Annotated in this window: 12 protein-coding genes; 9 read left to right on the top strand and 3 right to left on the bottom strand. The window is 68.1% G+C overall.

All coding sequences use genetic code 11. The annotated features are described in order from the left end of the window. Positions 1–2 precede the first annotated feature (2 nt). Positions 3–1,094, bottom strand: coding sequence for a helical backbone metal receptor (locus ON32_RS14970; protein WP_083874531.1), 1,092 nt, complete (start codon positions 1,092–1,094; stop codon positions 3–5). A gap of 351 nt (positions 1,095–1,445) precedes the next feature. On the opposite strand from ON32_RS14970, the gene ctaD reads away from it, so the two are divergent. From ctaD to ON32_RS14930, 8 genes are all read left to right on the top strand, one after another. Continuing rightward, positions 1,446–3,188 carry an aa3-type cytochrome oxidase subunit I gene (gene ctaD / locus ON32_RS14965; protein WP_051133265.1) on the top strand — a complete coding sequence of 581 codons (1,743 nt, stop codon included), beginning with the start codon at positions 1,446–1,448 and terminating at the stop codon, positions 3,186–3,188. Positions 3,189–3,535: 347 nt separating this feature from the next. Next, entirely contained in the window at positions 3,536–4,744 is a 1,209-nt protein-coding gene (serB, locus tag ON32_RS14960; RefSeq protein WP_040791512.1) for a phosphoserine phosphatase SerB, read from the top strand. A 214-nt stretch (positions 4,745–4,958) separates the two neighbouring features. Next, complete coding sequence (locus ON32_RS14955) at positions 4,959–5,711, top strand: aminoacyl-tRNA hydrolase (protein ID WP_051133295.1); 753 nt, start codon at positions 4,959–4,961, stop codon at positions 5,709–5,711. Between the two features lie 45 nt (positions 5,712–5,756). After that, positions 5,757–6,593, top strand: coding sequence for an ABC transporter ATP-binding protein (locus ON32_RS14950; RefSeq protein ID WP_040791609.1), 837 nt, complete (start codon positions 5,757–5,759; stop codon positions 6,591–6,593). Between the two features lie 258 nt (positions 6,594–6,851). Continuing rightward, positions 6,852–7,685: an NUDIX hydrolase gene (locus tag ON32_RS14945; protein ID WP_169331626.1), complete on the top strand. Its 834-nt coding sequence runs from the start codon at positions 6,852–6,854 to the stop codon at positions 7,683–7,685. Between the two features lie 11 nt (positions 7,686–7,696). Beyond that, positions 7,697–8,473: an enoyl-CoA hydratase-related protein gene (locus ON32_RS14940; RefSeq protein ID WP_040791511.1), complete on the top strand. Its 777-nt coding sequence runs from the start codon at positions 7,697–7,699 to the stop codon at positions 8,471–8,473. Positions 8,474–8,552: 79 nt separating this feature from the next. Next, complete coding sequence (locus ON32_RS14935; RefSeq protein ID WP_040791510.1) at positions 8,553–9,527, top strand: class I SAM-dependent methyltransferase; 975 nt, start codon at positions 8,553–8,555, stop codon at positions 9,525–9,527. Beyond that, positions 9,528–10,736: a THUMP-like domain-containing protein gene (locus ON32_RS14930; RefSeq protein WP_040791509.1), complete on the top strand. Its 1,209-nt coding sequence runs from the start codon at positions 9,528–9,530 to the stop codon at positions 10,734–10,736. 36 nt (positions 10,737–10,772) lie between these two features. Here the strand turns inward: ON32_RS14930 and ON32_RS14925 are convergent, their stop codons facing one another. Both ON32_RS14925 and ON32_RS14920 read right to left on the bottom strand, forming a co-directional pair. Next, complete coding sequence (locus ON32_RS14925) at positions 10,773–11,309, bottom strand: hypothetical protein (protein ID WP_040791508.1); 537 nt, start codon at positions 11,307–11,309, stop codon at positions 10,773–10,775. Between the two features lie 390 nt (positions 11,310–11,699). Continuing rightward, complete coding sequence (locus ON32_RS14920) at positions 11,700–12,449, bottom strand: acyltransferase (RefSeq protein ID WP_040791607.1); 750 nt, start codon at positions 12,447–12,449, stop codon at positions 11,700–11,702. A gap of 139 nt (positions 12,450–12,588) precedes the next feature. Here ON32_RS14920 and ON32_RS14915 point away from each other — a divergent pair, with 139 nt between their 5' ends. Further along, on the top strand, positions 12,589–13,923 hold the full coding sequence (locus ON32_RS14915; RefSeq protein WP_245551060.1) for an outer membrane protein assembly factor BamB family protein: 1,335 nt from the start codon (positions 12,589–12,591) through the stop codon (positions 13,921–13,923). Positions 13,924–13,942: the final 19 nt, after the last annotated feature.

Below are 13,942 nucleotides of genomic sequence, written 5' to 3'. Positions count from 1 at the left end.
GGTCAGTCGCCGTAGGCGTTGAGTGTTTCGGCGATATCGCCGAGTAGCGCCCGGGCCGCGGTCGGACCCGTGGTGTGCCAGAGCGCGTCGTCCACCACGAAGACCCGCTGGTCGCTCACCGCGCCGAGTTCGCGCCAGGGGTCGGATTCCATCACGGACCTACCGTGCTCGATCCCCTCCTCGTCCGCGAACATGACATAGATGACATCGCCCTCGGCCTGCACGGGGTCGTCCTCGTCGAGGGGGAACGAACGTCCCCGCTGCGCGGTCGGGCGGTGGGCACCGACATCGGCGAGCACACTCGCGGCAAAGGTTTCCGAGCCCACGACCTCACCGCCGTCGGCCGTGAACCGAACCATCGAGGCCTGGGTGAATCGGGAGTGCAGGGTGTCGCCGATATCCCGGGCCTCGGTGTCGTAGGCGTCGAGCGCGGCCTCGGCGGCGCCGGCGCGTCCCAGAGCGGTCGCCAGCGCGGTGAACTCGTCGCGCCACGACTCGTGTGCGCCGACCAGAACGGTGGGTGCGATGGCGCGCAGCGCGTCGTATCCGGCGCTGTCGGTGGGGGTCTTCCCGAGGATAAGATCCGGTTTCAGCTGCGCGATGCGTGCCGGGTCGGGGGCCTCGGCCGTGCCCACCCCCGGGATCTCCAGCACGCCGTAACCCAGATAGGACGGTTGATGGGTCGGGCCCGGCACCGTGGTGGCGCCGACCACCCGCTCCCACAGACCCACGGCGCAGGTGGCGTCCAGCGCCGAGGTCCCCAACACCACGATGCGCTGCGGGTCGGCGGGCACCTCGGAAACACCCGCGCTGTGGGTGACGGTGCGGGTGGGACCGTCCGCCGGATCGGCCGGGGTGGGCAATGCGCACGCGCGGGACGTATCCCGCTCCAGCCCGACCACTCCGGCACCCGCGATCTTGGTGGTGGTGCGAACGATCGACGCGGAGTCGTCCGGGGTGCCGGCGCAACCGGAAACACCCAGCGCCACGCAGAAGGCTGCGATCACGGACCGGCCGACCAGACGACCGGCCCGCCCGAGCGACCTGCCCGGGACAACAGTGCGAATTCGGGTGCGTACAGCGCTCACCGGCATGCCGGTGAGGGTACATGCCCCGAGCGGTTCAACTCTTCTCGCCGCCACCGAAACCGGACCCGCTCGGATCGACCCGGACCATCCGGCCCCATACCGCCCACCGGGGCGAGACACCGGTTCACGCCGAGGAACCCATCGATGCCGGATCCGGCCCGATCGAGCCTGATCCACCCGCCCCGGCCGGCCGCTCGGGGCCGTCGTATACGACACAGAGTAGGACCCGATCCATCCGGCTCTACGGCACGGTCTACGATTCGGAGAGCGCAAGCGAACCCTTGCGTCCTCCCGCACGCGGGAGGACCGCTGACAGTGGAGCCTGCGGAGCGACCCGAGGCACCTTCAGGAGGATCAGTGACTGCCGTAGAGCCCCAGAAGCCAGTCCCTCGAGTGGAGGCGGCTCGCCCATTCCCGGCGCGGACCGGTCCCAAGGGGTCGTTCATCTACAAGATGGTCACCACCACGGACCCCAAGGTCCTCGGTGTCATGTACCTGACGACCTCGATGGCGTTCTTCCTCATCGGCGGCCTGATGGCTCTGATGATGCGTGGTGAGCTGGCCCGTCCCGGACTTCAGTTCCTCTCCCCGGAACAGTTCAACCAGCTGTTCACCATGCACGGCACGATCATGCTGCTGTTCTACGCGACGGCGATCGTGTTCGGTTTCGCCAATATCATCCTGCCGCTGCAGATCGGCGCCCCCGACGTCGCCTTCCCGCGCCTGAACGCTTTCAGCTACTGGCTGTACGCGTTCGGCGCCACCATGGCGACCGCCGGGTTCGTCACCCCGGGTGGCGCCGCGGACTTCGGTTGGACGGCATACGTGCCGCTCACCGATATCCTGCACTCGCCGGGTGTGGGCACCGACCTGTGGATCATGGGTCTGGCCGTCTCCGGTCTGGGCACCATCCTCGGCGGTGTGAACATGCTGACCACCGTGGTGTGCCTGCGCGCCCCCGGTATGACCATGTTCCGGATGCCCATCTTCACCTGGAACATCGCCGTCACCAGCGTGCTCGTGCTGCTGGCCTTCCCGCTGCTCACCGCCGCCCTCATGGCCCTGGCCTACGACCGGCACCTGGGTGGCCACATCTACGACCCGGGCACCGGCGGCATCCTGCTCTACCAGCACCTGTTCTGGTTCTTCGGCCACCCCGAGGTGTACATCATCGCGCTGCCGTTCTTCGGTATCGTGTCGGAGATCTTCCCGGTCTTCAGTCGTAAGCCGATCTTCGGCTACACCACCCTGGTCTACGCCACCCTGGGCATCGCGGCCCTGTCCATTGCGGTGTGGGCGCACCACATGTACGCCACCGGCGCCGTGCTGCTGCCGTACTTCTCGTTCATGACCTTCCTCATCGCGGTCCCGACCGGTGTGAAGTTCTTCAACTGGATCGGCACCATGTGGAAGGGACAGCTGACGTTCGAGTCGCCGATGTTGTTCTCCATCGGCTTTTTGGTCACCTTCCTGTTCGGTGGTCTGTCCGGTGTCATCCTGGCCAGCCCACCGCTGGACTTCCACGTCACCGACTCGTACTTCGTGGTCGCGCATTTCCACTACGTGCTCTTCGGCACCATCGTGTTCGCCACCTACGCGGGCATCTACTTCTGGTTCCCCAAGATGACCGGCCGCATGCTGGACGAGCGCCTGGCGAAATGGCACTTCTGGGCCACGTTCGTCGGCTTCCACACCACCTTCCTGGTGCAGCACTGGCTGGGTGCCGAGGGTATGCCGCGCCGCTACGCCGACTACCTGCCCAGCGACGGTTTCACCGGCCTGAACACCATCTCCACCATCGGTGCCTTCATCCTGGGCGCGTCGATGCTGCCGTTCCTGTGGAACGTCTTCAAGAGCTACCGTTACGGCGAGGTCGTCACCGTGGACGACCCGTGGGGTTACGGCAACTCGCTGGAATGGGCCACCACCTGCCCGCCGCCGCGGCACAACTTCTACGAACTGCCGCGGATCCGTTCCGAGCGTCCCGCGTTCGAACTGCACTACCCGCACATGATCGAGCGCATGCGCAAGGAGGCCCACGTCGGCTGGGGCTCGGCCAAGCACGACGCCCACACCGAGGAAGCTCTGGTCAAGAGCTGACGCAACCCATCGGCTCGGCATGAGTGTGCACCCGTCACCCCAACGACGGGTGCACACTCGTGTAGAGACACCGATAACGCCCCTCTCCTCCCCACCCGGCCCGCCCCCGCCGGTCGAACCCCACCCCGGCCCCCGGCCTGATCGAGGTCCCTGTCGCGTCGGCGAAAACACGCCGAGAGGGCAGGTCCCGAACCCACACCACCCGAAGTCGCGGCCCGCCCCGCACATCGGCGCCCCGAGCGCATACCTCGACAACGATGTGATCCGGGCGTCGACACCCGAAGCCCGTCAGGGCCGCCACCTCGCGCCGCCGAAAGCGGCGCCATCGAATACAGGAGCGCACTGATTTGGCCGAGACCACCGTTCTCGTCACCGTGACCGGACCCGACCGGCCCGGTGTGACATCCGTGCTGTTGGCGACCATGTCGCGGCATCAGGTGAGCCTGCTCGACGTCGAACAGGTAGTGATCCGGGGACGGTTGACCCTGGGGGTGCTCATCACCCGCCCCGGCGATCCGGAGGCGCTGCAGGACGAGCTCGAAGAAGCGATGAACACCGTCGGTATGACCGTGGACGTGGACATCGACGCCGACCCCACTCGCGCTCCCGTCTCCACCCATGCCGTCGTGGTCCTGGGCTCCCCGGTGACCGCGCACGCCTTCAGCACCGTCTCCCGGCAGTTGGCCACACTCGGGGCCAATATCGACTCCATCCGCGGAATCGCCGACTATCCGGTGACGGGGATGGAACTGTTGGTCACCGTGCCCGACTCCACGGCCGACGAACAGTTGCGCACGGCACTGGCCGATGTCGCGGTCGCCGAACGGGTCGATATCGCGGTGGAACGGGCCGGTCTGGCGCGGCGGGCCAAACGGCTGATCGTCTTCGATGTCGACTCCACCCTGATCCAGGGGGAAGTGATCGAGATGCTGGCCGCGCACGCCGGAGTGGAAGAGCAGGTGCGGCACGTCACCGAGGCGGCCATGCGCGGGGAAATCGACTTCGCCGAATCCCTGCGCCAACGGGTGGCAACCCTGGAAGGTCTGGACGAATCGGTGATCGAAGAGGTCGCCGCGCGTATCGAACTCACCCCGGGCGCGCGCACCACCATCCGCACCCTGCGCCGACTGGGATTCCGCTGCGGCGTGGTCTCCGGTGGTTTCCGGCAGGTCATCGAACCGCTCGCCCGCGAACTGGAACTCGACTTCGTCCAGGCCAACACTCTGGAAATCGTCGACGGGCGACTCACCGGAAAAGTGGTCGGCGATATCGTCGACCGGGCCGCCAAGGCCACGGCGTTGCGTCGGTTCGCGGCCGAAGCCGGGGTTCCGATGGAACAAACCATCGCCGTCGGAGACGGCGCCAACGATATCGACATGCTGAACGCGGCCGGTCTCGGTGTCGCGTTCAACGCCAAACCCGCCCTCCGAGAGGTCGCCGACACTGCGCTGTCCCAGCCGTATCTGGACGCGGTGCTGTTCATTCTCGGCGTCACCCGCGACGAGGTGGAAGCCGCCGACGCCGAAGACGGCCTCCTCCGCCGCGTGCCGTTGTAGTCGACGTCCCCTGCTGTGTCGGACGGCGCCGCCTGCTGTGTCGGACGGCGCCGCCTGCGGCGGCGTGGGGTGGGTAAGCTGGCCGAAGTCGATCTTCGGTGTGGGAGAGTGGGTGGAATCGATCAACCCGGACGGTGTGGTGAGTTGTCGAGAATACGACTCGGTGGAGCAGGTGTCCGACGGGTGTCTTCGGGTCGACGAATCGGTGCCGGGGATGGGGTCGGTCGCGGAGGACGGTGATTTCTCCGTGCGGCACGCCGAGTTGGCGGGCGGTTACGGGGGCGGGGCGGATCCCGATGATCCCACTCTGGTCCAGGCCATGCAGATGGTGCTGCATCTGCCCAAGGTCGACCCGCCGCCGCGCAGTGCGCTGCTGGCCGCGGCGGGGACCTCGGCGGTGGCCTTGTGTCTGGATCCGCGGGTGGGGCCCGGCGGCGAATGGGAGCAGCGGTATCTGGCCTGGAAACGGTCCCGTATCCGGAAGGTGGCGCGGCGGGCGCGGGGAGCGCAGTGGCGCGCCGCGAACGAGGTGGCGGGGGTCACCGTCGAGATCGATGGGGCGCAGGCGCGGGCATTCGTGCCCGGGCCGGTGGGCGAGGTCGACCAGCGTATTCGTCGACTGCAGATCGGTGGGACCGACCTGGAACACGACGATCCCGGACCGCCCCCGCCCGATGTGCCGGTGCTGTGGGTGAATTCGGCTCTCGGGATGACCCTCGGCAAGGCCGCCGCGCAGGTCGGTCACGCCACCATGCTGCTCGCCGGGGCGTTGTCCCTGGAAGAGGCGAGACAGTGGGCGCGGCGGGGATTGCGCTGCGCCGTCCGCGAAGCCGATCCCGAACACTGGGATCGGTTGAGTCGGATGGTCGCCGACGGTGTCGCCGTGGCGGTGCGGGATGCCGGTTTCACCGAAGTCGCCCCCGGATCCATGACGGTGATCGCCACGCCCGCCGGTTCGGTTTCCTGACCACGGGGTGGCCCGATGGCGCATATTCGTTCGCCTCGAGCCAAGATGGAGCGCGTGCCACACCCCGATCCCGATCTGCTCATCGACTTCACCGACGTCACCGTCCGCCGTTCCGGGCACACCTTGGTGGGCCCGGTGACCTGGCGGGTCGAACTCGACGAACGCTGGGTTGTTCTCGGTCCCAACGGCGCGGGCAAGACCTCGCTGCTCCGGGTGGCCGCCGCGGAGACCCACCCCACCTCCGGGACCGCCCACCTGCTCGGCGAAACCCTGGGCAAGGTGGACATCAGTGAGCTACGTCCGCGGATCGGCCTGTCCTCGGCGGCGCTGGCCGCTCGGGTGCCGGCCGATGAACGAGTCCTCGACCTGGTGGTTTCCGCCGGTTACGCGGTCCTGGGTCGCTGGCGGGAACGCTATGAGGACATCGACACCGACCGCGCCATCGATATGCTCGAAAGCCTCGGCGCCGAGCACCTCCTGGATCGCACCTACGGCACCCTGTCCGAGGGCGAGCGCAAACGCGTCCTCATCGCCCGTGCCCTCATGACCGATCCGGAACTGCTGCTGTTGGACGAACCGGCCGCCGGTGTCGATCTGGGTGGCCGCGAGGAACTGGTGGAACGCCTCGGCGATCTGGCCGCCGACCCCGACGCCCCCGCCATCGTCCTGGTCACCCACCATGTCGAGGAGATCCCGCCCGGCTTCACCCACTGTCTGCTGCTGAACGAGGGCGAGGTCGTCGCCCAGGGACTGCTCGGCGATGTGCTGACCGCCGAGAACCTCAGCGAGGCATTCCGGCAGTCCATCGCCCTGGATCGCGTGGAGGGCCGTTATTTCGCCCGGCGCGCGCGTCGGCTGGGCCGCCACCGCAGCCGTGCCTGACCCGGGCGTTGTCGGCTTCGACGGTGCGGGGTCTCGGCCCTTCCCGGTTTGGTGAGCATGCGGCTCGTTCTCCTGCGCGCCGTTCTCGTACGCTCTCGCCGTGGACGGCCCGGGGGCGAGTGCTCGGCCGGTGCTCAGGGACGTTCGTAGCGGGTGGGCCGGATACCGGGGGACGCGGCGGTTAATGTGCTGGGGGTGAGTGAGACGACAGTGCCGGATTCCTCGGAGGTGCCGGAGGCCAAGGACGCCTCGACGGTCATGTTGGTCCGGGATGGTGCCGACGGTCCGGAGGTGTTCTTGCAGCGGCGGGCCGGGGCCATGGCCTTCGCGGCGGGAATGACGGCGTTTCCCGGTGGGCGGGTGGACCCCTCCGACGCGGAGACGGATATCGAATGGGCCGGGCCGCCGCCCCGGTGGTGGGCGCAGCGGTACGGGGTCGCCGAGCCGCGGGCCAAGGCGCTGGTCTGCGCGGCCGTACGGGAGACGTTCGAAGAATGCGGGGTGCTGTTGGCCGGGCCCACCGCCGATACGGTTGTGGCCGACACCACCGGTTACCGGGCGGCGCGGGAGCAGGTGGAGCGCCGGGAGCTCACCTTGGCGCGGTTCCTGGCCGAGGAGCGGCTGGTGCTGCGGGCCGATCTGCTGCGGCCCTGGGCGCGCTGGATCACCCCCACGGTCGAACCCCGCCGCTACGACACCCATTTCTTCGTCGCGGTGCTTCCCGAGGGGCAGCGTGCCGATGGCGCGACATCGGAAACCGATCATGTGCAGTGGTGCACCCCGGCCACCGCGCTGCACACCTGGCGGGCCGGTGAACATGTGCTGCTGCCGCCCACATGGTCGCAGCTCGACGCCTTGAGTCGCTATGACTCCACCGCGCAGATCCTCGCCGCCGAACCCGCCATCGCACCCATACAACCGGAGTTCGGCGAGGTGGATGGTCGGAAACTGCTGCGCTTCCCGAACAACGAACGGTACTTCGCCGATCTGCCCGGTTCGTCGCGACCGGTCGGCTCCACGGGGGTGCGGAATACCGACCCCTCGCTGCTCGGCGGTTCCGCGGGTGCGAACCGGTCGGAGGACACCCGGTAGCGTCTGGGGCCATGGCCGAATTCGTGACCCTGGACCAGCTCGACGGCGAGCACCCGCGCCGGGTGGCGGTGCTGCGGATCAACCGCCCACCGATGAACCTGCTGAACGCCCAAGCGGTGCGCGAGGTGGCCGCGGCCGCCGCCGAGGTGGCCGCCGATCCGCAGATCGCGGCCCTGGTGGTCTACGGCGACGAACGGGTGTTCTGCGCCGGCGACGATCTCGCCGAACTCGCCGAACTGGACGCCGAGCGGGCCGCCACCATGGCGGCGGATCTACAGCACGCCTTGGGCTGCCTGGCGCGGGTTCCGCAGCCCACTGTCGTCGCCATCAGTGGTTACGCCCTCGGAGCCGGCCTGGAGCTGGCGCTCGGTGCCGACCACCGCATCGCCGGCGACAATGTGAAGCTGGGTCTTCCGCAGATCCACGCCGGGCTCATCCCGCTCGCCGGTATCCGCCGGTTGACCGCTCTCGTCGGGCCCGGGGTCGCCAGGGATCTCGTCTACACCGGTCGGTTCGTCTCCCCCGACGAGGCGCACGATATCGGCCTGGTCGACCGGGTCGTCGCCCCCGACGACGTCTATACGGCCGCTCTCGCCTGGGCCCGTCGGTTCACCACAGGTCCGGCCCGCGCTCTCGCCGCCGCGAAGGCCGTATTCGAAGCCGGCGCCCACGGCCACGATCGGGCCCGCACCGAATGGGCGCAGCTCTTCGAGACCGAGGATCGGTGGATCGGGACCCGCTCCTACGTCCACGACGGCCCCGGCTCCGCGACATTCGTCGGTCGCTGACGGCGGTCGGCCGCCGTCGAACGGTGCGCACGGCCGGCGGCGGTTCGCCGTCCGGCCCGGTCCATTAGGCTGTGCCACCATGACGGTACGCCCAGACGACCCCGCACCGAACCCACGCGCTACCGCGGAGCAGGTCGAAGCAGCTTTCGAGGACACCAAGCTCGCCCAGGTCCTCTATCACGACTGGGAAGCCGAGACCTATGACGACAAGTGGTCCATCTCCTACGACCAGCGCTGTATCGACTATGCCCGCGGCCGTTTCGACGCCGCCGTCGGTTCGGTGCAGCTGCCGTACGAGCGGGCGCTGGAACTCGGCTGCGGTACCGGTTTCTTCCTGCTGAATCTGATGCAGTCCGGCGTTGCCGAGCGCGGCTCGGTCACCGACCTGTCGCCCGGCATGGTGAAGGTCGCACTCCGTAATGCCGAGAACCTCGGCCTCGACGTCGACGGCCGGGTGGCCGACGCCGAGACCATCCCCTACGACGACAACACCTTCGACCTGGTCGTGGGCCATGCCGTACTGCACCACATCCCCGATGTGGAACTGGCGTTGCGGGAATGCCTGCGCGTTCTCAAACCCGGTGGCCGTTTCGTCTTCGCCGGCGAGCCGACCACCATCGGCAATCTCTACGCTCGCAATCTGGGCAACATCACCTGGAAGGCCACCACCACCATCACCAAGCTCCCGTTCCTGCGGGATTGGCGGCGCCCCCAGGCCGAGCTGGACGAATCCTCCCGGGCCGCCGCGCTGGAGGCCGTGGTCGACCTGCACACCTTCGAACCGTCCGAGCTCGAAGACATGGCCCGTTCGGCGGGTGCCGTGGATGTCGCCGCGCACACCGAGGAGTTCGCCGCCGCCCTGTGGGGTTGGCCGGTGCGTACCTTCGAGGCCGCCGTTCCGGAGGAGAAGCTCACCTGGGGCTACCGGATGGCCATGTACCGGGCGTGGCTGGGATTGAGCTGGGTCGACGAGAAGATCATGCGGCGGGTGGTGCCGCGTCGGTTCTTCTACAACGCCATGATCACCGGGGTGAAACCGCTCGCCGCCGAATAAGTGGGCTACGACTTCGATCCGGCGGATATCGAATATCTCACCAGCGCGGCCGGTGTCGCCGCGCTGGATGAGGTCGACCGGTTGGAGTTGTCCTCGGCCACCCGGTTGCGTGATGTGCAGCGGGTTCGGCGGGAGTACGGGCCGTGGTCGGCGGCGCTGATCGAAACGGTGCGGTTGCGACGCCGCGCGGCGGCCAAACTGATCGGCGCGCGGCAGTGGCTGTTCACCGACGACGCACTACAACAGGCCACCCCCACCATGGTGGCCCGACATCGGGCCACCCGGTTGGCGGGACGGGCCGTGCACGATGTGACCTGCTCCATCGGCGCGGAACTCGCCGAACTGGCGCGGGTGTGTCCGGCTGTCGTCGGCAGCGATCTGGATACCGTCCGGCTCCGGATGGCCCGCCACAACCTGGCACACCGCGACGAGCCGACCGACGCGACATCGGTGACGTCGCAGGTCGTGTTGGTGCGGGGCGACGCACTGCGCCCCTGTAGTACCGGCACCGTCGTCATCGCCGATCCGGCCCGTCGCGCGGACGGCAGACGGACCTATGATCCGGCGAAACTGCAACCACCGCTCCCGGACCTGCTCGACGCCTACTTCGGTCGCGAACTGGCCGTGAAATGCGCGCCCGGACTGGATTTCGACCGCCTGGATTGGGCGGGAGAAGTGGAGATCGTGTCGTTGGACGGTTCGGTTCGCGAGGCCTGCCTCTGGTCGCCCGGTCTCACCGAACCGGGGATCACCCGTCGCGCGACCGTGCTCACCACAGCGGGCACCGCGACCACGCTCACCGACGCCGATCCCGACGATATTCCCGAACGCGCGCCGGGGGAGTGGATCGTCGATCCGGACGGCGCCGTGGTGCGCGCCGGTCTGGTGCGCCATTACGCGGCCCGGCACGGTCTGTGGCAGCTGGATCCGCGGATCGCCTACCTCACCGGTGACCGGCTCCCCGCCGGTGTCCGCGGGTTCCGCGTCCTGGACCGCCTCGACCTCCGAGAGAAGGCGCTTCGATCCGAGCTCCGCCGTCGCGACTGCGGCCCACTGGAAATCCTGGTCCGCGGTGTGGACATCGACCCCGATCGGCTGCGACAGCGACTGAAACCGAGCGGTTCCCGCCCCTACACCCTGGTCGTCACCCGTATAGGACGTGCCGCGACCGTTTTCCTCTGCACCGCGCACCGCGACGCGGAAGCGTAGCGGGCGTGGTTCTCACGTGGGCGCGTCGGTGGAGCCCTATCGCAGGCTCGCACCGGTTCTCGGGGAACCCCGATCGATATCGCCTCGCCCATATCGCCACGCCCGTTTTTCCAGCGGAGCGACAGCGGGGGCCACTTTTTCGTGCATATACGCCACCGGCACGCCGGCATGGTCCTCGAGCACGCATTCCCGGTAGGCGCATCGGGTGCCGGTGCGCTGCCCGGATGCCGTCCATGTGGTGACCCCGGTGGTGAGAATCGTGCGCACCACATACCGGCCGGCGGCGGACAGACTGTGTCCGATGGGGGTGCGCTCGTCGGTGAGGACGGCAGCGAGTTCGTGCTCCGCCATTATCGCCACGGAGTGCTCGGAGACGATCCGGCCGTTGTCGGTGGTGAGGAGGGACCGACGCAGGATCACCCGATCGGCGGTCCGACATCGCAGGGCCGACCTCGTCGCACCCGACAACTCGGCAGCGGTGGTACGACGTTGGTCGAGCGCATCGAGAAATAGCGGCTCCCCGAGGAGCGCTTCCAATAATTTCGTCATCGAGTCGTCGGCTCGAAGCAACATGCGCGTAACCACGGGCCAAGCGGATTCCGTAGTCCCCGTGAGTAATTCGGTCATCACAACAAGTCTATAGACCTGTGCGGGAGCTATTCCTGGCGTATGGGGGCGTGCCGTCGGGCAGAGGCGCGGAAATTCGTCCGTCCACATTCGAGTGGTGAACGCCCGCGAGACGAATTCTCGACGAGTAATGCGCTCTGCCAAGATCTTTCAGGGCATATGAGGCGGACCGGAGTTGTCGAGGGCTTGCCATGGAGGTGCGTCCGAGATATCCGCAGCGATATTCATCAACGCGGACGACAATTTGTTTTCACGAAAAGTTTTCTCCGGGTTCATGATTGCGGGAGGGGGCGAACCCGCCCGCCCCCGCTCACCCGTGTTGTCGGTCCGATGGGCTCACGCCTGCTGCGTCAGCCCGTTCTTCTTCCGCTCGATGTCCTCCAGCGCGGCGATATAGGCGGCTCGCGCCTCGGCCCCGGCCTCCCAGGCCTCCTTACGGTTCTTCACCACCCGGGCCGGGGCGCCGACGGCGATGCTGTAATCGGGAATATCACCCTTGACCACCGCGTGGGCGCCGAGGACGCAGCCGCGGCCCACCCGGGTCTCCCGCAATACGGTGACCTTGGCGGCGACCCAGGTGTCGGGACCGATCCGCACCGGGCTCTTGACGATCCCCTGATCCTTGATCGGCGTGTGGATATCGTCCATCCGGTGGTCGAAGTCGCAGATATAGCACCAGTCGGCGATCAGGGTGGACTCGCCGATCTCGATATCCAGGTAGGTGTTGACCACATTGTCCTTACCGAACACCACCTTGTCGCCGATGCGCAGCGAACCCTCGTGGCAGCGGATGGCGTTCCCGTCGCCGATATGCACCCATCGGCCGATCTCCAGTCGACCCAGCTCGGGCGTGGCGTGGATTTCCACCCGACGTCCGAGGAACACCATGCCCCGCAGGATGATATGCGGGTTGGCCAGGCGGAATTTGAACAGCCGGTAGTAACGCACCAGGTACCAGGGGGTATAGGCCCGGTTGGCGAGCACCCAGCGCAACGAGGCCAAGGTGAGGAAACGGGCCTGTCGCGGGTCGCGTCGCCGCGAACCCCGCCAGCGTGAACGCAACGGTGCGCCCCACATGCTCGTCACGACCTGTTCTCCTGTCATCGCCGATCGTCGGTACCGCGCAACAGCCTACTTTCGCGGGCCGGCCGCCGGGCCGATACCCTTCCGTTAACCTCGGACGGCGCGGGCCCGGGGTGCAGACCACGATAGAGGGAGACGGCAGGTGCGAATCGGCGGCGGCGTACGAGCCGTGCCAGGGGCGGGACGGGCCCTGGTGTATGCGGCGGCGCTGGTGGTGACGGGAACGGCCACGCTCACCGGCTGCGGCACCTACATCGACGATATCGGTGTGGGCCCCGGCCTCGGGTGGCCCGCGGCCGGACACGACGGTCGCAACAGCGCGACCAGCCCGGTTACCGGTGCGCGGGCGTTGAGTGCGAACTGGTCGCGTCCGGTGGGTGGGCCGGTGCTGCAACCGCTCACCCTCGCCCACGACGGACAGATGTTCCTCACCACCCGCACCGACGCCGACTGCAATATCTTCACCTTCCAGATGGCGACCGGTCGCAAACGGTTCTGCAACCCGCTGGGTCCCAATGCCGTCTACTCGCCCACCCTGCTGGACGGGATGGCCAACGTCTATGTCGGCGACGACAGCGGAGTGGGCTCGATGAACTATCTCGGCCAGCCCCGCTGGCGTGTCCCGGTGGCGGGGGTGCCGGTGACCTTGCAGTTCACCGGTGACAGCCATCTGCTCAGCATCACCCAAACCGGCCAGGTCGATGTGCTCGACCGGCAGACCGGCAAACGCGTGGTCCCCACCATGCAGCTGCTGGGACAACCCGATTTTCTGACCGACCCCGGTCTGGACTGGCCGCCCCCAGGGGAAGGGCTCGAGGATTGCGCGACCGGCGGCCCCGAGTGCCCGGTGGCCACCAATGCGGCCGTCGACACCGATACCGGCCGCATCTACGTGACCGTCCGGGAGCCGGGCCGTTCCCAGGCCGCGCTGGTCGCGTTGCGTTATGCGGACGGCAGGATCGAGCGGGAGTGGCAGGTGGAGATCCTCGACGGCGGCAGTGCCACCGCGCCGGCCCTGTCGGCCGACGGCGGCACCCTCTACGTCGGTGACAACAGCAAACGGCTGCTCGCCGTCGACACCGCCGACGGGCGCACCAAATGGGCCACTCCGCTCGACTGGGAGCCGCGTCGCGGTATCTCCGTCTCCGATGAGGGGCTGATCATCCCGGCCGGCGACGAGGGCTATCTGATGGCCCTGCGCGACCTCGGTGATCGGGCCGAGCCGGTGTGGACGCGCAAGGATCTGGCGCTTCGCGGTATGCCGGTGCAGACGGCGGGCGGCACCGGTTATGTCACCGTGGCACTCGGCGACGGATTGCACCTGGTCACCTTCGACACGGAAACCGGCACCACCATCGACTCCGATCGGTTGCCGGGCGGGCAGGGCACCACCACCGGAACGGCGGTCGGTGAGGAAGGCGAGGTCGTGGTGGCGACCCGGATGGGGGAGATCTTCGCCTTCCAACCCGCGCGCTGAGCCGGCGATCGCCCGTGCG

This window comes from Nocardia paucivorans NBRC 100373, from assembly GCF_000308675.1.
GTDB lineage: Bacteria > Actinomycetota > Actinomycetes > Mycobacteriales > Mycobacteriaceae > Nocardia > Nocardia paucivorans.
This window is presented reverse-complemented; position numbering and strand designations above follow the sequence as displayed.